This window comes from Curtobacterium guangdongense (genome assembly GCF_049341845.1).
Classification (GTDB): domain Bacteria; phylum Actinomycetota; class Actinomycetes; order Actinomycetales; family Microbacteriaceae; genus Curtobacterium; species Curtobacterium guangdongense.
The window spans coordinates 289672-306609 of the sequence record NZ_JBMPIT010000006.1; the positions used below are offsets into that span (position 1 = coordinate 289672).

At 71.8% G+C, this 16938-nt stretch carries 22 protein-coding genes; 12 read left to right on the plus strand and 10 right to left on the minus strand.

Features of this window, described 5'->3' with window-relative positions:
• Nucleotides 1–135: 135 nt before the first annotated feature.
• On the minus strand, nucleotides 136–927 hold the full coding sequence (locus tag ACO0E1_RS11645; RefSeq protein WP_422874323.1) for an NRDE family protein: 792 nt from the start codon (nucleotides 925–927) through the stop codon (nucleotides 136–138).
• Nucleotides 928–1023: 96 nt separating this feature from the next.
• On the opposite strand from ACO0E1_RS11645, the gene ACO0E1_RS11650 reads away from it, so the two are divergent.
• The 8 genes from ACO0E1_RS11650 to ACO0E1_RS11685 all read left to right on the plus strand — a co-directional run bounded on the left by ACO0E1_RS11650 (nucleotide 1024) and on the right by ACO0E1_RS11685 (nucleotide 7912).
• Nucleotides 1024–2343: a bifunctional phosphopantothenoylcysteine decarboxylase/phosphopantothenate synthase gene (locus tag ACO0E1_RS11650; RefSeq protein WP_422874324.1), complete on the plus strand. Its 1320-nt coding sequence runs from the start codon at nucleotides 1024–1026 to the stop codon at nucleotides 2341–2343.
• An 87-nt stretch (nucleotides 2344–2430) separates the two neighbouring features.
• On the plus strand, nucleotides 2431–2832 hold the full coding sequence (locus ACO0E1_RS11655) for a DoxX family protein (RefSeq protein ID WP_422874325.1): 402 nt from the start codon (nucleotides 2431–2433) through the stop codon (nucleotides 2830–2832).
• Entirely contained in the window at nucleotides 2829–3590 is a 762-nt protein-coding gene (locus tag ACO0E1_RS11660; RefSeq protein WP_422874326.1) for a YqjF family protein, read from the plus strand. Before ACO0E1_RS11655 ends, ACO0E1_RS11660 begins: the two co-directional genes overlap by 4 nt.
• Nucleotides 3587–4045: a DUF1810 domain-containing protein gene (locus ACO0E1_RS11665; protein ID WP_422874327.1), complete on the plus strand. Its 459-nt coding sequence runs from the start codon at nucleotides 3587–3589 to the stop codon at nucleotides 4043–4045. The genes ACO0E1_RS11660 and ACO0E1_RS11665 overlap by 4 nt, the downstream gene beginning before the upstream one ends.
• A gap of 105 nt (nucleotides 4046–4150) precedes the next feature.
• A complete protein-coding gene (locus ACO0E1_RS11670; protein WP_422874328.1) occupies nucleotides 4151–4801 on the plus strand; it encodes a GntR family transcriptional regulator in 651 nt (216 codons plus the stop codon).
• Nucleotides 4802–5000: 199 nt separating this feature from the next.
• A complete protein-coding gene (locus ACO0E1_RS11675; protein ID WP_422874329.1) occupies nucleotides 5001–5483 on the plus strand; it encodes a MarR family winged helix-turn-helix transcriptional regulator in 483 nt (160 codons plus the stop codon).
• Nucleotides 5484–5722: 239 nt separating this feature from the next.
• Entirely contained in the window at nucleotides 5723–6601 is an 879-nt protein-coding gene (locus ACO0E1_RS11680) for an aggregation-promoting factor C-terminal-like domain-containing protein (protein ID WP_422874330.1), read from the plus strand.
• Between the two features lie 156 nt (nucleotides 6602–6757).
• Nucleotides 6758–7912: a low temperature requirement protein A gene (locus ACO0E1_RS11685; RefSeq protein WP_422874331.1), complete on the plus strand. Its 1155-nt coding sequence runs from the start codon at nucleotides 6758–6760 to the stop codon at nucleotides 7910–7912.
• A gap of 24 nt (nucleotides 7913–7936) precedes the next feature.
• On the opposite strand, the gene ACO0E1_RS11690 is transcribed toward ACO0E1_RS11685, so the two are convergent.
• The 3 genes from ACO0E1_RS11690 to ACO0E1_RS11700 are packed head-to-tail and all read right to left on the minus strand — an operon-like array spanning nucleotide 7937 to nucleotide 9467.
• Nucleotides 7937–8281 carry a hypothetical protein gene (locus ACO0E1_RS11690; protein ID WP_422874332.1) on the minus strand — a complete coding sequence of 115 codons (345 nt, stop codon included), beginning with the start codon at nucleotides 8279–8281 and terminating at the stop codon, nucleotides 7937–7939.
• Nucleotides 8278–8904, minus strand: a complete 627-nt coding sequence (locus ACO0E1_RS11695) for an Asp23/Gls24 family envelope stress response protein (protein ID WP_422874333.1) — start codon at nucleotides 8902–8904, stop codon at nucleotides 8278–8280. Before ACO0E1_RS11695 ends, ACO0E1_RS11690 begins: the two co-directional genes overlap by 4 nt.
• Entirely contained in the window at nucleotides 8901–9467 is a 567-nt protein-coding gene (locus tag ACO0E1_RS11700) for an RNA polymerase sigma factor (protein WP_422874334.1), read from the minus strand. Before ACO0E1_RS11700 ends, ACO0E1_RS11695 begins: the two co-directional genes overlap by 4 nt.
• A 97-nt stretch (nucleotides 9468–9564) precedes the next feature.
• Here ACO0E1_RS11700 and ACO0E1_RS11705 point away from each other — a divergent pair, with 97 nt between their 5' ends.
• Nucleotides 9565–10200, plus strand: coding sequence for an MOSC domain-containing protein (locus ACO0E1_RS11705; protein ID WP_422874335.1), 636 nt, complete (start codon nucleotides 9565–9567; stop codon nucleotides 10198–10200).
• Here ACO0E1_RS11705 and ACO0E1_RS11710 read toward each other — a convergent pair.
• Together ACO0E1_RS11710 and ACO0E1_RS11715 are read right to left on the minus strand one after the other, a co-directional pair.
• The gene (locus ACO0E1_RS11710; protein WP_422874336.1) at nucleotides 10197–10913 is read right to left on the minus strand and encodes an ASCH domain-containing protein; all 717 of its coding nucleotides are present in this window, start codon (nucleotides 10911–10913) and stop codon (nucleotides 10197–10199) included. The two genes, ACO0E1_RS11705 and ACO0E1_RS11710, sit on opposite strands and share 4 nt — an antisense overlap.
• Before the next feature lie 30 nt (nucleotides 10914–10943).
• A complete protein-coding gene (locus ACO0E1_RS11715) occupies nucleotides 10944–11327 on the minus strand; it encodes an MmcQ/YjbR family DNA-binding protein (RefSeq protein ID WP_422874337.1) in 384 nt (127 codons plus the stop codon).
• A gap of 122 nt (nucleotides 11328–11449) precedes the next feature.
• Between ACO0E1_RS11715 and ACO0E1_RS11720 the strand changes: the two genes are divergently transcribed.
• The gene (locus ACO0E1_RS11720; RefSeq protein ID WP_281265247.1) at nucleotides 11450–11749 is read left to right on the plus strand and encodes an excalibur calcium-binding domain-containing protein; all 300 of its coding nucleotides are present in this window, start codon (nucleotides 11450–11452) and stop codon (nucleotides 11747–11749) included.
• A 19-nt stretch (nucleotides 11750–11768) separates the two neighbouring features.
• Here the strand turns inward: ACO0E1_RS11720 and epsC are convergent, their stop codons facing one another.
• Together epsC and cysK are read right to left on the minus strand one after the other, a co-directional pair.
• Complete coding sequence (gene epsC / locus ACO0E1_RS11725) at nucleotides 11769–12350, minus strand: serine O-acetyltransferase EpsC (RefSeq protein ID WP_422874338.1); 582 nt, start codon at nucleotides 12348–12350, stop codon at nucleotides 11769–11771.
• Nucleotides 12347–13285, minus strand: a complete 939-nt coding sequence (cysK, locus tag ACO0E1_RS11730; protein ID WP_422874339.1) for a cysteine synthase A — start codon at nucleotides 13283–13285, stop codon at nucleotides 12347–12349. Before cysK ends, epsC begins: the two co-directional genes overlap by 4 nt.
• A 303-nt stretch (nucleotides 13286–13588) precedes the next feature.
• On the opposite strand from cysK, the gene ACO0E1_RS11735 reads away from it, so the two are divergent.
• Entirely contained in the window at nucleotides 13589–14248 is a 660-nt protein-coding gene (locus tag ACO0E1_RS11735) for a DUF899 family protein (RefSeq protein WP_422874340.1), read from the plus strand.
• Nucleotides 14249–14254: 6 nt separating this feature from the next.
• On the opposite strand, the gene ACO0E1_RS11740 is transcribed toward ACO0E1_RS11735, so the two are convergent.
• Together ACO0E1_RS11740 and ACO0E1_RS11745 are read right to left on the minus strand one after the other, a co-directional pair.
• Nucleotides 14255–15277, minus strand: a complete 1023-nt coding sequence (locus ACO0E1_RS11740; RefSeq protein ID WP_422874341.1) for a dipeptidase — start codon at nucleotides 15275–15277, stop codon at nucleotides 14255–14257.
• A 52-nt stretch (nucleotides 15278–15329) separates the two neighbouring features.
• Complete coding sequence (locus ACO0E1_RS11745) at nucleotides 15330–16364, minus strand: YeiH family protein (protein ID WP_422874342.1); 1035 nt, start codon at nucleotides 16362–16364, stop codon at nucleotides 15330–15332.
• 32 nt (nucleotides 16365–16396) lie between these two features.
• Here ACO0E1_RS11745 and ACO0E1_RS11750 point away from each other — a divergent pair, with 32 nt between their 5' ends.
• The gene (locus ACO0E1_RS11750; protein WP_422874343.1) at nucleotides 16397–16870 is read left to right on the plus strand and encodes an SRPBCC family protein; all 474 of its coding nucleotides are present in this window, start codon (nucleotides 16397–16399) and stop codon (nucleotides 16868–16870) included.
• The last annotated feature ends 68 nt before the right edge of the window (nucleotides 16871–16938 follow it).

Sequence of the window (16938 nt, forward strand, 5' to 3'; positions counted from 1 at the left end):
AGCGGGGCCGGTGAGACCCCCGCACAACGGAAAGCAGTCCGCGCCACGGCAACGCGTGGTGCGGACTGCTTTCGGTTGTGCGGGAGCACCCCGCGCCGGCGGCGCGGGCGGCGGCGCGTGGCGCCGGCGACCGCGTCAGGCGTGGTGGAGCTCGACGCTGCCGTCGATGTCGCCCGGGTCGGCCAGGCGCGCGTGCTGCAACACGGTGCGCCCGGGCCCGACGGCCGCGGCCACGATCGACAGGGTCGCGAAGTGTCCCTCGGGCTCGCGGGCGTCGCGGAGGATCGCGTCGGGGTCGTCCGACGGCAGCGCGGCCGAGGCGGCGAGGACCCCGAACCAGGGACTCCACCCGTCCCCGGCGTCGGTCCCGGCATCGGCGGCGCGGAGCTCGTCGAACGGGGCGAGCTCCGGCGGCCCGACCGGTGCGTCGACGGCGCGGAAGGGCTCGAGCCAGCGACCGATCCGTGGCGCTGCCGGATCGTCGGGTTCGCCGTGCGTGATCATGTGCACGCCGGGCTCGAGCACGGTCGTCCGGACCCGTGAACCGTCCCATGAGATCACCGACGCCCCGGACGACGTTGCACGGACGAGGTTGAACGCCCTGGTGGTCGGGACCGTGTCGTCGTGGCCGGGCAGCACGCCGTCGGCCACCGCGTCGACCGGCAGCACCCCACGCGTGGTCCACGTGCCGTCGGCCGAGGGGACGTCCTCCCAGCGGTTCAGCACGACCGCGAGCCCGCCCTCGTCCGAGGCCGCCAGCCAGGCACCGCCGGCCTCGCGGTCGCGGACACCGCGCAGCCCGGGGTCGCGGTCGGGCCACCACGCCGCGGGCGGGTCCCAGGGACGGGTCGGGGACTCGTCGCGCATGGCGAGGACGGTGACGGGCCACGCCGAGCCCGGTTCGACACGGACGACGACGGTGCACATGGAACCGATCCTGCCATGCACGCCCGAGCGCACGCCCGTGCCCGGACCCGAGCGCACGCCCGTGACGGTCACGCCCAGCCGGGTAGCGTGGCCGACGTGACCAACGCACCGCAGCAGCGCAGGACCATCGTCGTCGGGATCACCGGGGGCATCGCGGCGTACAAGGCCGTCCAGGTCGTCCGGGAGTTCGTGAAGGCCGGCCACGACGTGCACGTGGTCCCCACCGAGGGCGCCCTGCGCTTCGTGGGGCTCCCGACGCTCGAGGCGCTCAGCCGGAACCCCGTCTCGACGAGCGTCTTCGAGGAGGTCGCCGAGGTCCGCCACGTCTCGCTCGGACGTCGGGCCGACCTCGTGGTCGTCGCACCCGCGACCGCCGACTCGCTCGCGCGGATGGCCGCCGGCCTCGCCCCCGACCTGCTCGGCACGACCCTGCTGGCGACCGAGGCACCCGTCGTCGTCGCGCCGGCGATGCACCCGCAGATGTGGGAGCACCCCGCGACCCGGGCGAACATCGCGACCCTCCGTGAGCGCGGCGTGCAGGTCGTCGGCCCGGAGGTCGGGGCCCTCACCGGCGACGACTCCGGCATGGGGCGCATGTCGGAACCCGACACGATCGTCGCGGCCGCCCTGGCGGTGCTGGAGCAGACGACGGACGCGGGACGAGCCGGCGGGGGCGACCTGAGCCTCCAGACCGGAACGACCGGAACGACCGGAGCGACAGGCACGACCGCCCGCGGCGAGCAGGGCGACCTGTCCGGCGTCCGCCTCGTCGTCAGCGCCGGCGGCACCCGCGAACCGTTCGACCCCGTCCGCTTCGTCGGCAACCGCTCGAGCGGCCGACAGGGCATCGCGATCGCCACCGCGGCCGCCGCCCGTGGCGCCGACGTGACCCTCGTCAGCGCGAACGTGGACGGCAGCCTGACCGCGGGACTCGACGCGCTCGTCGTCCAGGTCGGGTCGGCGCTCGAACTCGCCGAGGCCGTGCACGCCGCGGCGGCGGATGCGGACGTCGTCGTGATGACCGCCGCCGTCGCCGACTACCGACCCGCCGAGGTCCGCGCCGAGAAGCTCAAGAAGGACGCGCAGGGCGACCGGATGACGCTCGAGCTCGTGCGGAACCCCGACGTGCTCGCGGACCTCGTGGCGAACCGCCGCACCGGGCAGATCGTCGTGGGCTTCGCCGCCGAGACCGAGCCGGACCGCGATGCCCGGATCGAGCTCGGTCGCGCGAAGATCGCGAGGAAGCCGGCCGACATGCTCGTGATGAACCGGGTCGGCTGGTCAGAGGGGTTCGAGCGCGAGGAGAACGCCATCGAGGTGATCGTCCCCGGCGGCGAGGTGGTGCGCGCCGCCTCCGGCACGAAGGCGGAGGTCGCAGCCGTCGTCCTCGACCTCGTCGCGACCGCGCTGGCCTGACGCAACCCGCCCCCGTGCCCGCCCGACCTGGTCGGATCCTGGGCCGGCTCTGAGAGCATCGACGGTCGCGCGGGCCACGATGGTGCCATGGGACGACGCTCAGCACGCGCCAGACGCGCCAACCGGACGGCGGCGATCCTCGCCGTGATCCTCGGCAGCGCCGGCGTCACGCACTTCCTCCGCCCGCGCGGCTACGACCGCATCGTCCCGGAGGGCCTGCCACCACGGACCACGACCCTGGCCTCCGGCATCGCCGAGCTCGGGATCGCGGCGGGACTCGCCGTCCCGGCCACCCGCCGCGCAGCCGGGATCGCAGCCGCCGCCCTCTTCGTCGCGGTCTTCCCCGCGAACGTGAAGATGGCGAAGGACCTGCTCGACAGCCCGCGGTCGACCCGCACCATGCGGATGGTGTCGGTCCTGCGACTGCCCCTACAGGCACCGCTCGTGTCCTGGGCGCTCCGCGTCGGCCGGTCCGCGCCACGCCGATGACCCCCTCGCCGGACGGCCGGGCCGCGGAGCCGCTCCTGCACCGTCCGGTCACGGTGCACGCGTGGGAGGACGTCGTCTTCGCGCACTGGCGGCACGACCCGGCGTCGCTCGCCCGGCTCGTCCCCCGCGGGACCCGACCGGACGTGGTGGACGGGAGTGCTTGGGCCGGGCTCAGCGCGTACGTGTTCCGCGAGACGCGCGTGCCGCCGTTCCCCCCGTCGGGTCGTCTGGGCACGATGACCGAGGTGACGATCGAGATCCTCACCGTCGACGACCGTGGTCGGCACGGGGTCGCCTACCGGACGATCGACACGGCGAACGTCCCGGCCATCGTCGCGGCGCACGCGTTGCTCGGGGTCCCGTACGCGTTCGCACACGCCAGGGGCAAGCGGCGAGGGGATGCGCTGCGGTACCGCTCGGTGCGGCACCCTGACCGGTTGCGTCGCGCACGGCCGGGAGGCCCGGCTCGCCCCCGCCACGCCGCGTTCGTCCGTGTCGTGGCCGGCGCCACCGACTCCTCACCACTCGCCGCCGAGCTCACCACGCGCGCCGGGATCCACGCCAGACACCTCGCGCAGACCGTCTTCTGGCAGCGGGAGCACCAGCCCCTCCTGCTCCGCTCGGCGACGCTCGAACGGCTGGAGGGCGACCTGCCGGACGCCGTCGGCATGCCGGGGCTCTTCGACCGGGCACCGGATTCGCTCCTGGTCCTCGACGGGACGACCGTCCGGTACGGCTGGGGTGACGTCGTCCGATGAGTGACACGTTCGCACTCGACCCGTTCGGCCTCGACCGCTTCGTCCGCGCGCAGGACGGCGTCCAGGACACCGCGCTCGCGGAACTCGCCCGAGGCCGGAAGTCGTCGCACTGGATGTGGTTCGTGTTCCCGCAGCTGCGCGGCCTCGGACACAGCCCGACCGCCGAGCGCTACGGCATCTCGGGCGCCGAGGAGGCCCGCGCCTACCTCGGCCATCCCGTGCTCGGCGCGCGACTGCTCGCCGCCGCCGAGGCAGCACGCACCGCCCCCGCGCGCTCCGTCGAGGAGCTGGTGGGCGGCGTCGACGCGCTGAAGCTCCGGTCGTCGATGACGCTCTTCGCCGCCGTCGCCGAGGATCCCCGGCCGTTCCGATCGGTGCTCGAGCGGTGGTGGAGCGGGGCCGAGGACCGCCGGACGACGGAGCTGCTCGGACCGAACCCGTCGACGGGTACGTGACACTCCCGGAACCGACCGGAACGCCGTTCGCATATCAGGTATCGTGACCGATGCGTCCGCACCGATCCCGAACGGGTGCGGAACCCCCGATCCGAAGGACACCACATGCCGGTCCCCAGCAGCGCCCCGACCGAACACCAGCTGCTCCGCGACACCGTCCGTCAGAAGATCCACGAAGCGATCATGGACGGCACGCTCGAGCCCGGTGAGCGGCTCAACGACGACGAGCTCATCGCATGGCTCGGCGTCTCACGCACCCCCATCCGCGAAGCCCTCAGCCAGCTCGCCCGCGCCGGGCTCATCGAGATGGCGCCGAACCGGTACACCCGGGTCACGACGCCCGACCCGTCCGAGGTCGTCGAAGCACTGCAGACCCTCGGCGTGCTCTTCGGCGGCGTCGTCCGCCTCGCGGTCCCGCGCCTGGGCACCGCCACGCGCAAGAAGATCCTCGCGGCGCTCGACAAGACGATCAAGGAGCTCGAGTCGCACGACGTCAAGGGCGTCAACACCGACGCCCTCGGGGTCTTCGCCCTCTACGTCGAGGAGTGCGGCAACGAGAACCTGCGGCGCGTCTGCATCGACACGATGGACGGGCTCGCCTTCCGTCTGCGCCTGCCGAACCTCGACGAGCTCGTCGACTGGGACCGCATGACGGCGGACTTCAAGCGCCTCCGCACCGCGACCGAGAACGGCGACAACATCGAGGCCGAACTCGCGACCGAGGCGATCCACCAGCTCCCCGGCGAGAAGCACTGAGCTGCATCGATCTCGTGGTGCACGTCAATCCCGTGTTGCACTGAGCAGCCGTACAGGAACCGCCCGTCCCGGACCCCGGGGCGGGCGGTTCGTCCGTCCGGCTGGTCCGAGTGGGACGCCCCGGGCTGGCTCTCAGCAGCGGGATCCGGACAGCCGGTAGCATCGCCAGGACCGCTCGACGACGACCCCGGAGCAGCAGATGACGCAGCGCCAGCCCGAACCGCACACGGGGCAGACGGACCGCACCGAGATCGCCGCGCGCCTCGCCGCAGCGGTCGGCCGCATCAACCGACGAGCACGCACCGATTCGGCCGCGCTCGGGTACGGGATCGTGTCGGCCCTCGCGACGATCCAGCGGGATGGACCCCTGCGCCCAGGCGACCTGTCGCGGCTCGAGGTGGTCACGAAGCCCACGATGACCCGCATCCTCACGGAGCTCGAGCAGCGCGGGTTCATCGCCCGGGAAGCCGACCCGACCGACGGCCGCGCGTTCATGGTGAGCGCCACTCCGGAGGGCATCGCAGCGGTCGAGCTCGCCCGCTCGGAGCGGACCGGGATCGTCGCGTCGCTGATCGCCGAGCTCCCCGCCGAGGACGTCGACGACATCGCCCGCGCCCTGGGAGCACTCGAGCGCGTCGCCCAGGGCCAGGTCGCCCAGGAGACCCACAGCTCGACGGCCTGATCGCGCCGTTACCGAACCGTTACCGACGGGTGGACGGACGGTTCTGCCAGTGTTCCCGGACGGACCGTCCAGGGTGACCCGTCATCGTTGCCGCTTCGCCATCGCGGCTGCCGCCCCACACGGCTGCCCACTCGGCGAACGGACGGGCCCCACACCACCGTCCGGTCTCACACCGGCTCTCGGTGCTCTCTCGCGATGACGCAGTGCGCACACACGAACCGCCCGAACCACCGGAATCGATGACAGGACACAACTCCGACCTCCCGACCACCACCACGACCGGCACCCGCCGAGCAGCCCTGGACTCCCCCAGCCGCCGGATCCGACGAACCCTCCGCAAGCGCGGCGTGCTCATCGCCAGCGGCGCAGCGGTCCTCGCGATCGCCGGCGGAGCACTCACGGTCACGACGCAGCCGGCGCTCGCGGAAGCCGTCGGTATGCCGACGTCGAGCCCCACCCCCGGGCTCAGCGGGACCGCGCTCGACCGTGCCCAGGCAGCGGCGACCGTCGCGACCGCGAAGACCGTCGTGGAGAACGCCAACGACAAGACGGACACCTCGAAGCTCGAACAGCAGATCTCGTCGCTGTCGAACCCCACGAAGCTCTCCGGCGGTGCCCTGTCCGAGCGGATCGCGTCCACGGTCGACACGACCCAGGACGTGGCCCAGGCAAGCGCCGACCAGGACAAGCGGGACGCCGACGCGAGGGCCGCAGCAGCGAAGGCGGCGGCGGACAAGGCTGCCGCGGACAAGGCAGCGGCCGATGCGGCAGCGGCAGCGCAGGCCGCCGCGGCAGCGCAGGCAGCGGCGAACACCCCCGCCGGGGCGAAGGCCACCGCGAGCGCCCTCGCGTCGTCGAAGTACGGATGGGGTTCCGACCAGTTCCAGTGCCTGAACAACCTCTGGACCAAGGAGTCCGGTTGGAACTACAAGGCGTACAACCCGTCGGGAGCGACCGGCATCCCGCAGGCGCTCCCCGGCTCGAAGATGGCCACCATCTCGTCCGACTGGGCCGACAACGCGACCACCCAGGTCACGTGGGGCCTGCAGTACATCAAGGACGCGTACGGCACGCCCTGCGCGGCGTGGAGCCACTCGCAGGCGACCAACTTCTACTGATCGGCTGACCGGGGACGCGACCAGAGCCGGACGGGAGGCCCGGGGCGGCGCCGCACCGTGCCTCCCGACCGCCGCCGGGCGCGACCACAGCACTCGGTGAGACCACAGGTCGTGTCGCCATCGCAGACGGTGCCCGCCGTCGTGTAGGCATGCACGGTGACGACGATCGGACTCCGCCGCATGCGGCCGCGCGACCCCGCAGAGGGGCACCGGGCCGCCAGCCCGCTCGAGCTGCTCTTCGACCTGGTCTTCGTCGTGGCCGTCGGGTTCACCGCGACGAACCTGCACGAGATCGAGGCCGAGGGGCACATCAGTTCGGCGATCACGTCGTTCGCGCTCGTGTTCTTCTCGATCTGGTGGGCGTGGTTGAACTTCACGTGGTTCGCGACGTCGTTCGACACCGACGACTGGCTGTACCGCGTGATGACGTTCGTGCAGATGGCCGGGGTCCTCGTGCTCGCCGCCGGCGTGGGCCCGGCGATGCAGGACGGGTCGTTCACGATCGTCGTCATCGGGTACGTCGTGATGCGGCTCGCACTCGTCGGGCAGTGGATCCGCGTCGCGGCATCGACGTCCGAGTACCGGTCGACCGCGCTCCACTACGTCGTCGGCATCACCGTCGTCCAGGTGCTCTGGGTCGCCATGCTGTTCCTGCCGGAGGGATGGCCACGGTTCGTCGCGCCGGTGCTCATCCTGCTCGAGGTCCTCGTGCCGGTCTGGTCCGAGTCCCGGGCCGCGACCACCCCGTGGCACACGCACCACATCGCGGAGCGGTACTCGCTCTTCACGCTGATCGTGCTCGGCGAGGGGCTCGTCGCATCGGCGAGCGCCGTGATCGACGGGCTCAGGCACGCTGAACACCTCGGGCCGTTGCTCGTCCTGGCCGCGGGTGGTCTGGTCATCGTCGCGGGCCTCTGGTGGATCTACTTCTCGCACGAGCAGCACGACCACATCCGCGGCCTGCCGAGCGCACTCGTGTTCGGGTACGGCCACTACTTCGTGTTCGCCGCTGCTGCCGCGCTGCCCGCCGGGATCGAGGTGGCGGTCAGCGCCGACGCGGGCGAGGCCGACCTGTCCCACGCGTCCGTCGCCGCCACGATCGCGGTCCCCGTCGCGCTGTTCGTCCTCGCGATCTGGGCGCTGGCCCTGCGGCCGTCGCTGTCCGTCGGGTGGAACACCGCGGTCGTCGTGTTGACGCTCGCCGTCCTCGCGACCATCGCGGTGCCGGAGGTGTCGCTCGTCGTGACCGCGCTGCTCGTGGCCGCGATCGTCGTGGTGCTGGAGGTCGCCGACGCGAGGGCGCGTCGCTGACGGGTGTGCCGGTGGGCGCGCGGGTCAGCCGACTCGCGCGACTCGGACGTCGATCCGAGCCAGCACCATACCGTTGCGCGCCGCCTCGGCGAGGGCCGCGTCGTGCACCGCTCGTGCGACCTGCGGTGCCGGGACGACACCGTCGGTCCCGATGACGACACGCAGGACGTCGCCGTCCACGACGACCCGCGGCGCCGAAACCGGCGTCGTCAGGTGACGGACGGACCTGGCGGTGCTGCCCAGCGTCGGCTTCGCGTGGAACAGGTCGGCGACACCGGCCACCCCCAGCACAGCCGTCTCGATCGAGGCCAGGGAGGCCCCCGTGTCCGTCGTCTCGGACTGCATGTCCTCGTCCCGCGTCTCGCTCATCGTTCCTCCTCCGACGTCGTCTCGATCAGGTCACGGACGACCACGTCGATCGCCTCGACCACCAGGTCCGTCTGCTCGGCGAGCGCCGAGTCCACCGCGGCGCGGACCAGATCGGCGGTCGTCGGGATGGACGGGCCGGCGACGATCGCGACCTCGACGGTCACGCGCACCGGCGCGGCGAGGACGGTGACGTCGCCGTCGATCGAACAGCGTGCCACGACGATGCCCGGAACGGCGTCACCGGCTCGACGAACCAGTGAGCGGATCGCTCCCTCGGTCATGACCGGGTGCTCCGTCGCCGCCTCGGCACGCAGCGGGACGTCGCGGCCGGAACGGGCCTCGAGCGAGATGTTGGCGAGGACACCGCCGATCCACGACTCGTCAGCGGGTGCTTCTGCCAGGGCGGCCGCCTCGAGCGAGCCGAACGACACCTGCCGCAGTCGGATGATCGCTGCGAGCGCGTTCTGGCAGGCGGGCGAGTCGTCGATGTCCGGGTCAGCAGGCTGCATGCCGGCGTCGAGGTAGTCGGCGAGCTCGTCGATCGTGTGTCCGTCGAGGTCCTCCGGCTCGAGGGCGGCGAGCACCACGCGGTCGGGCTCGAGCGGTTCGGGTGCGGCGGTCATCGCCATCCCTCCATCAGACGGATCATGTTCTTCCTGGCGCGGGACAACAGCCCGCGGACGGTCGAGAGCGGCACGTCGAGTTCCTCGGCGATCTCCTCGTAGCGGTACCCGAGCACTTCCTTCATCAACCAGCACCGCCGCTGCGCCTCCGGGAGCTCGGCGAGGGCGACCTCGACGGCGTGCTCGCGGTCACGTGCCTCGGCGACGCGTTCCGGGGCGTCGTCGGACGGAGCCGCGACCTCGAGCTCGGTGACGTCGTCGTGATCCCGACGCGCTCGGATGCGGTCGATGCACTTCCGGCTCAGGATCCGCATCAGCCACGCCTTCACGTGCGCGTTGTCCTGGAGCGCGTCGAGGCGGTTCCACGCCGTGATGAAGGTCTCCTGCACGACGTCGTCCAGCTCGTCCGTCGAACCGAGGGTCCGGCGTGCGTAGGCGCGGAGCAGCGGCGTGTGTCGGCGGATGAGGACCTCGAAGGCACGGACGTCGCCGTCGGCCGACCGTCCGGCGAGGACACCGTCGTCGAGGTCGACGAGAGCCGTCCTGGGTGGTGGGTGGTGCACGGTTTCCTTCTACTGGTCGGAGTTGCGAGCGGGCTGCGCTCACGGATGTGACGCGTCCAGACTGCACTTCGTCACACATCTCGGGCATCCTGGTCCCATGTCGCTCGTCACCGCCGTCTGCCGCGTCGACCGCCTGCTGCCCGACTCCGGCACGATCGGGATCACCGCGATCGACAAGCGCCCGGTCGAGGGACCGGTCCGCGTCCGACCCCTCGGCCTGTACGCCGACGTGCAGGCGGACCGGAAGCACCACGGCGGCGAGGACCAGGCCGTCTACGCGTACGCCGACGAGGACGCCGCCCACTTCGCCGACCTGCTCGACCGTCCGATCCCCGCCGGGCTGTTCGGCGAGAACCTCAGGACGTCCGGGATCGACGTCACCGGCGCCGTGACCGGCGAACGCTGGCTCGTCGGCGACACCCTGCTGCTCGAGGTCACGATCCCGCGGATCCCGTGCGGCACCTTCGCCCGCCGACTCGGCGTGGACAAGTGGGTGAAGCGGTTCACCGAGGAGGGCCGACCCGGCGCCTACTTCCGGGTGGTCAAGTCCGGGCCGGTCGCGGCGGGCGACCCGATCACGGTGCTCGAGCGCCCCGACCACGGCGTCACGATCGGCGACATGTTCGCGGGGCTGACGCCGGACCAGGCACGGGCCGTCCTGTCGAGCGAACGGCCGCTCGCGCCGAAGGTGCAGCGCGACGTGGCGAAGGTCCTCGCCAGGGTCGCCGTCTAGACCACCCGGAAGCGGACGACCTCGACCAGGTCGTCGTCGCGCAGCCGTGGGTAGTGCCCGGAGAGCCCGTCGCGCAGCGCCGCCACGTCGCCGACTCCTTCGTCCCGGGCATCGGCGTCGTCGATCTCGCGGACGCGCTTCACCGTCACGGAGTCGACCACGGCGTCGGCGGTCACGAACCCGTCGGCGTGCTCGTCCTCGAACACGAACGTCGTCGGGCCGATGCCCTGCGGATCGCGGAACCGGATCGTCGCGGTCTTCCGCCCAGCGAGCACGTCGTCGTGGTACCGCCCGGCGAACCGCACGACCCGCTGGGCACGGGCGTCCGGCCAGTCGTACGCGCCGGGGAGCAGATCGCGCACTGGGGTCCCCACCGGGTCCTCGTCACCGTCCCCCGGCATCAGCACCAGCACCTGGGGCTGCAGGTCGAGCAACACCTGGCGGCACCGGCCGCAGGGCGGGATGACCCCGCGTCCGGCATCGGCGACCGCGACGATCGTCATGATCGGGTCGTCGGACACCGCTACTGCGGCGCCGAGGACCGCGAGCTCCGCACACGGGCCGCCGGTGAAGTGCGAGACGTTGACGGCGGTGTGCACGCGGCCGGACAGGTCCATCGCGGCCGACGCCACGGTGTGGGTGACGTCCCCGCCGAGTCGTTCGGCGACCGCCGTCGCGGCTTCGAGCACGGTCCGGTCATTGCGCCATTGCATGAGCTCAGCCTGCCAGATCGCCCGGCACCGTCAGTCCGACGCGCGCCGGCGTGCCGGGTCGATCGGCCGCTTCGCCACCGGCAACCCCGCGACCACGAGCTCGTAGGCGTTCGCCACGAGGTCCTCGACGACGGTCTCGTCGATGCCGTTCCCCGGTGCGAGCGTGATCCAGTGCCGCTTGTTCATGTGCCACCCCGGCGTGATCTCCTCGTGGTCGCGGACCAGTGCGGCGCCGTGCGGAGGCGCGCACTTGAGGTTCACGATCGGCACGCCGCGGAGCTCGGAGGTCATCACGAACATCTTGCCGACGACCTTGTAGACGAACGCGCCTTCGCCGAAGGGCTGGGTCTCCTCGGTTGCCGGGAGCGCCAGCGCGGTGCGGGCAGCGACCTCGTGCAGCTCCGTGCCGTCCATCCCCCCAGCATGCCCCACACCGCCGACAGCACCCCGTTCTGGGGCGCGACGTCGCGGCACGACGCTGCCTACCATCGCTCCTGCCGCGTGCTCGATGCGGCGATCTCGATCCAGGGGGAACCATGCGCGTCATCCGTACCATCGCCGTCGCTGCGGCCACCACCGTCCTCGCCGGGACGGTCGCGCTCGGCGGCGCGACCTCGGCGCAGGCGGCCACCACGACGTACAAGAACTGCGACGCCGTCCACAAGGCGTACTCCGGCGGCATCGCGCTGAAGGCAACGAAGGACAACACCGTGCGGTCGGGCGGCAAGGTCACCCACCGTGCGTTCAAGGGCACGGTGAAGAAGGACGACGCGCTCTACAACGCCAACAAGAAGCTCGACGCTGACGCCGACGGCATCGCGTGCGAGCTGAGCTGAGCTGAGCCGACCCGCGGGCCTACAGCGTCGGGACGCCCTCGCCACCGGACCGCGGGCGAGCGGTGCCGGCGACCCCGGTGACGACCGAGTGCGGCGGGACGTCCTTCGTCACGACGGTGTTCGCGCCGACGACGGAGTCGTGCGCCACCGTGATGTCCCCGATCAGGGACGACCCTGCTCCGAGCACGACGCGGTCGCCCACGGTCGGGTGCCGCTTCGCGCCGGGGCCGTGGGCTCCCCCGCGACCGCCGAGCGTCACGCCGTGGAACATCAGGACGTCGTCACCGACGACCGCGGTCTCCCCGATGACGACACCCATGCCGTGGTCGATGAAGAACCGTCGTCCGATGCGTGCCCCTGGGTGGATCTCGATGCCGGTCAGGGCACGGGCGGTCTGCGCGACGACCCGTGCCGCGAACCGGGAACCGGGCAGCCCCTCCGCGATCCAGAGCTTGTGCGCGAACCGGAACGCCCAGATCGCGTGCAGCCCCGAGTAGACGACGGCGTTCTCGAGGTCCCCGCGAGCAGCGGGATCCCCTCGGCGTGCTGCGGCGAGGTCCTCCCGGACGGTCCGCAGCACGCCACGTCGGCGATGCGTCACGCAGTGAGCCCTTCGAACAGCACGGTCGACAGGTAGCGCTCGCCGGTGTCGCACACGATTGCGACGATGCGCTTGCCCGCGTTCTCCGGACGTGCGGCGATCACGAGCGCAGCATGGATGATCGCGCCGGACGAGATGCCGGCGAGGATGCCCTCCTGCGTCCCGAGGTCTCGGGCGACCCGCAACGCGTCGTCGAGCTCGACGTCGAACACCTCGTCGATGACGGACTGGTCGAGCACCTCGGGGATGAAGTTCGCACCGATGCCCTGGATCTTGTGCGGGCCGGCCTTGCCCTCCGTCAGCAGCGGGGAGTCCTTCGGCTCGACCGCGACGATCTGCACGCCGGGCACACGCTCCTTGAGGACCTGCCCGACACCCGTGATCGTGCCACCGGTACCGACGCCCGCGACGAACACGTCGACGTGTCCCTCGGTGTCGCGGAGGATCTCCTCGGCGGTGGTCTTCCGGTGGATCGCGGCGTTCGCGGCGGTCTCGAACTGGTGCGCGAGGATCGCACCCGGGGTCTCCTCGACGATCGACGCGGCCTTGGACACCGCACCCTTCATGCCCTCCGGTCCCGGGGTCAGCACGATCTCCGCACCGTACGCGCGGATCAGGGCACGACGTTCGACGCTCATCGTCTCGGGCATCGTGATGACGACCCGGTACCCACGAGCGGCCCCGACGAGCGCGAGTGCGATGCCCGTGTTGCCGGACGACCCCTCGACGATCGTGCCGCCCGGCTTCAGGTCGCCGGATTCCTCGGCCGCGTCGATGATCGCGACGCCGAGGCGGTCCTTGACGCTGGCACCGGGGTTGTAGAACTCGAGCTTCGCGAGGACCTCTGCCGCGCCTTCGGCCGGCAGCCGGTTCAGCTTCACCAGCGGGGTGTTGCCGAAGGCCTGGGAGATGTTGTCGTAGATGGTGCCGCTCATCCGGTCCGTCCTCACTCGGGTCGAGTCCGCGACCCTTCCTGGAGGCGCGGTGTGCGATGCGATCCTAGCCACCGGACCCGACTCGGCCCTGTCCATGACGTGCCCCACCCACCCAGGTCGGCTCGCGCCTCCAGTCCGCTACCCGACCGGCTCGTCCTGCCGGCCGGGCACGAGTCTCGGACTGAGCGACAGATCACGCGCTGTGGAGCCCGAGAACTGTCGCTCAGCTCGAGACTCGCGGACCGACCCACACGCGATGTCGACGAGCCGAGTACTTTGCGCGGCAACGACGAGGAGGTCGGCATGTTCCAGCAGGCACAACCCGAGGCCGCCCCACCGGTGGTGGACCGTGCCACGTTCGACGCGGCACTCGACGCGCAGGTGGAGGACGAGAAGGAACTCACCCGGCACGGGGACCGGGTCGCAGCCGCACGACGGCGGCTCCCGATGGTGCGGGTCGACGACTACGAGTTCACCGGTCCGGACGGCCCCGTCCGACTCACCGAGCTCTTCGGCGACAAGTACCTGCTGCTCGTGCAGAACGTCATGTACGCCCCGGAGTGGGACGAGGCCTGCCCGGCGTGCACGTGGGGCGCCGACAACCTGCCCGCCGACATGGGTCGGCTGGCGGACGAGGGCATCGCGTTCGCGATGATCGCGCAGGCGCCGATCGAGAAGCTCGAGGCGTGGAAGGCGGCGCGGGGCTGGCCGCACACGTGGGTGTCGTCCGGCGGGACGAGCTACCACGACGACTGGGGCTGGACGCAACCGGAGGGGCCGGTCCCCGGGTACTCCTGCTACCTGCTCCGGGACGGCGTGCCGTACCTGACGTACTCGACGACCGCGCGCGGGACGGAGGCGATCATGCCGGTCGCGCACGTCATGGACCGCACGGTGTACGGCCGGCAGCAGGACTGGGAGGACAGCCCCGACGGCTGGCCGCAGTTCCCGACGTACGGCTGAGCGGGTTCACCCCGAGAAGCCGCTGAACCGGTCGTCGGTGGCCTCGAGCACGCGGAGGACGTTGCCGCCGGCGAGCGCCTCGAGCTCCGCGGCGCTCCAGCCCCGGCGTTCGAGCTCGGCGGCGAGGACCGGGTAGCGCGAGACGTCCCGGACGTCCGGCGGCAGGACGGGGGTGCCGTCGTAGTCGCCGCCGATGCCGATGTGCGCGGCTCCCGCGACGTCCCGTGCGTGCTCGACGTGGTCGGCGATGTCGGACACCGTGACGAGGGGGCCGTCGCCGACGGAGCCCGCCTCTTCCCAGTCTGCCCAGGCCCGCGACACGAACTTCGGCACGAAGGTGATCATCACGACGCCGCCGTTGTCGGACAGTCGCGCGAGGACGTCGTCGGGGACGTTCCGCGGGTGGTCGTTCACGGCGATGGTCGAGGAGTGGCTGAAGACGACCGGCCGGGTGGCGACGTCGAGGGTGTCCCGCATCGTGGACGGCGCGGTGTGGGACAGGTCGACGAGCATGCCGATCCGCTCCATCTCCGCCACGACCTGTCGGCCGCGGTCGGTCAGCCCGCCGTGGGCGCGGGCGCCCGTCGCCGAGTCGGCCCACGGGGTGTCGTCGTTGTGCGTCAGGGTCATGTACCGCACGCCGAGTCGAGCGAAGTCGCGGAGCACGGCGAGGTCGTCCCCGATGGAGTGCCCGCCCTCTGCGCCGAGCAACGACGCGATCCGTCCCGACTCGACGGCGGCTCGGACCTCGGCGGCGGTGCGGGCGAGCGCGAGGTCATCCGGGTACCGCGCGATGATCCGGTGCGCCAAGTCGATCTGCTGCAGCGTCGTGCGGACCGGGTCGGGGTCGTCGGCGGGGACGAACACGGACCAGAACTGCCCGACGACACCGCCGGCCCGGAGCTTCGGGATGTCGGTGTGGAGCGACGACTCCTCGGTGTCGATGCCCTCGACTCCGGAGTCGTGGGACTCGCGCCGCTCCCACGGCAGGTCGTTGTGGCCGTCGATCACCGGGAACGCGAAGCTCATGCAGTCGACGGTACCGCGGCCTCCAGCCCGCCGGCGTGCGTCGCCGGCGCGCCTACAGCGAGCCGGTCAGCGCCATCAGCCCGAGACTCGATCCGGTGACGACGACCCAGAGCACCAGCCCGAGCACCAGCGGTCGGAACCCTGCCCGACGGAACCCGGCGATGTCGGTCGAGAGCCCGATCGCGCTGAGCGCCACCGTGATGAGGAACGCGGCGACGGTCGAGATCGCGGGGTGCACGGGCCCTGGGAGGATCCCGGTGGAGTTCACCGCGGCGGCGATCACGAAGCCGGTCAGGAACCACGGCACGAGCTTCCAGACCCGCCGGAGCGACCAGCGAGTCGGCGCCGCACCCTCGACCGTGACCGCTGCCGCCGACCGCCTCCCCACCAGCCACGCGAGCCCGAGGACGATCGGGATGATCATCAGCGTCCGGACGAGCTTCACGACGACCGCGAAGTTCGCCGCCTGGGTGCCGTAGGTGCTCGCGGCCGCCACGACCGACGACGTGTCGTTCACGGCGGTGCCGGCGAAGAGCCCGAACGCGTGCTGGCTCATCCCGAGCGCGTGCCCGACGATCGGGAAGACGATCACTGCGGCGACGTTGAACAGGAAGATCGTGGAGACGGCGTACGCGACCTCGACCGACACCGCGCCGATCACGGGCGTCACGGCGGCGATCGCCGATGCGCCGCAGATGCCCGTCCCGACGCCGATCAGCGTCCGCAGGTTGCCGACGACGCCGAGCAGCCGCCCGACACCCCACGCCGCGAGCAGGCAGATGACGAGCGTGCCGAGCATCACCGGCAGCGACTCCACGCCGACGCGGGCGACCTCGGCGAGCGACAGCTGCGCACCGAGGAGCACGACGGCCAGCTGCAGCACGAACTTCGACGCCGTCGTGATCCCGGGCTTCAGCGAGTCGGCCGGACGACGCACCATCCCGATGACCGCGCCGAGCACCACGCCGCTGACCGGCGCCCCGACGACGGGGAGGAACCGGCCGATGACCGTGGCGACCACGGCGATGCCGGTCGCGAGTGCGAGACCGGGGGCGAGCCTCCTGGCGGTTTCCGTCGTCGATGCCACGTGACCATCCTGCACTGCGGGAGGATCGGGGCATGACCGTGTCGTTCCGCATCGTGACCGAGCTCGATGCGTCAGCCGAGCGCGCGTTCGCGCTCTCGCTCGACATCGGGGCGCACGAACGCTCACTCGCCGGCACCGGGGAGCGTGCCGTGGCCGGCACGACGAGCGGCCGGATCGCGTTGGGCGAGACCGTCACGTTCCGTGCGCGGCACTTCGGGATCGTCTGGCGGCTCACCAGTCGGATCACCGCATTGGAGGCTCCACACCGGTTCGTCGACGAACAGGTCCGCGGTCCGTTCGCCCGGTTCCGGCACGAGCACCGGTTCGAGCCGTCGGGTCGCGGCACACGGATGGTCGACGAGATCGCGTTCCGGGCACCGCTCGGCCCGCTGGGCGTGATCGCCGAGCGGGCCGTGCTGGCGCGGTACGTCCCCGCGCTGATCCGCTCCCGCAACGCGGCGCTGGCCGCCGAGCTCCGCGGGCCCGCGGGGCCGAATCGCGCGTAGGAGGCGGAATCGCGCGTAGGAGGTCGGACGTTCCGGCCTCCTACGCGCGATTCGGCTTCCCATTGCGG

What these genes read in the sequence shown, in the direction of transcription:
- ACO0E1_RS11720 (WP_281265247.1), top strand. Translation starts at nt 11,450, where the DNA reads ATGCGCGTCATCCGTACCATCGCCGTCGCTGCGGCCACCACCGTCCTC.
- ACO0E1_RS11735 (WP_422874340.1), top strand. Translation starts at nt 13,589, where the DNA reads ATGTTCCAGCAGGCACAACCCGAGGCCGCCCCACCGGTGGTGGACCGT.
- ACO0E1_RS11680 (WP_422874330.1), top strand. Translation starts at nt 5,723, where the DNA reads ATGACAGGACACAACTCCGACCTCCCGACCACCACCACGACCGGCACC.
- ACO0E1_RS11655 (WP_422874325.1), top strand. Translation starts at nt 2,431, where the DNA reads ATGGGACGACGCTCAGCACGCGCCAGACGCGCCAACCGGACGGCGGCG.
- ACO0E1_RS11660 (WP_422874326.1), top strand. Translation starts at nt 2,829, where the DNA reads ATGACCCCCTCGCCGGACGGCCGGGCCGCGGAGCCGCTCCTGCACCGT.
- ACO0E1_RS11670 (WP_422874328.1), top strand. Translation starts at nt 4,151, where the DNA reads ATGCCGGTCCCCAGCAGCGCCCCGACCGAACACCAGCTGCTCCGCGAC.
- ACO0E1_RS11710 (WP_422874336.1), bottom strand. Translation starts at nt 10,913, where the DNA reads ATGCAATGGCGCAATGACCGGACCGTGCTCGAAGCCGCGACGGCGGTC.
- ACO0E1_RS11645 (WP_422874323.1), bottom strand. Translation starts at nt 927, where the DNA reads ATGTGCACCGTCGTCGTCCGTGTCGAACCGGGCTCGGCGTGGCCCGTC.
- ACO0E1_RS11715 (WP_422874337.1), bottom strand. Translation starts at nt 11,327, where the DNA reads ATGGACGGCACGGAGCTGCACGAGGTCGCTGCCCGCACCGCGCTGGCG.
- ACO0E1_RS11675 (WP_422874329.1), top strand. Translation starts at nt 5,001, where the DNA reads ATGACGCAGCGCCAGCCCGAACCGCACACGGGGCAGACGGACCGCACC.
- ACO0E1_RS11690 (WP_422874332.1), bottom strand. Translation starts at nt 8,281, where the DNA reads ATGAGCGAGACGCGGGACGAGGACATGCAGTCCGAGACGACGGACACG.
- ACO0E1_RS11665 (WP_422874327.1), top strand. Translation starts at nt 3,587, where the DNA reads ATGAGTGACACGTTCGCACTCGACCCGTTCGGCCTCGACCGCTTCGTC.
- ACO0E1_RS11750 (WP_422874343.1), top strand. Translation starts at nt 16,397, where the DNA reads ATGACCGTGTCGTTCCGCATCGTGACCGAGCTCGATGCGTCAGCCGAG.
- cysK (WP_422874339.1), bottom strand. Translation starts at nt 13,285, where the DNA reads ATGAGCGGCACCATCTACGACAACATCTCCCAGGCCTTCGGCAACACC.
- ACO0E1_RS11695 (WP_422874333.1), bottom strand. Translation starts at nt 8,904, where the DNA reads ATGACCGCCGCACCCGAACCGCTCGAGCCCGACCGCGTGGTGCTCGCC.
- ACO0E1_RS11740 (WP_422874341.1), bottom strand. Translation starts at nt 15,277, where the DNA reads ATGAGCTTCGCGTTCCCGGTGATCGACGGCCACAACGACCTGCCGTGG.
- ACO0E1_RS11705 (WP_422874335.1), top strand. Translation starts at nt 9,565, where the DNA reads ATGTCGCTCGTCACCGCCGTCTGCCGCGTCGACCGCCTGCTGCCCGAC.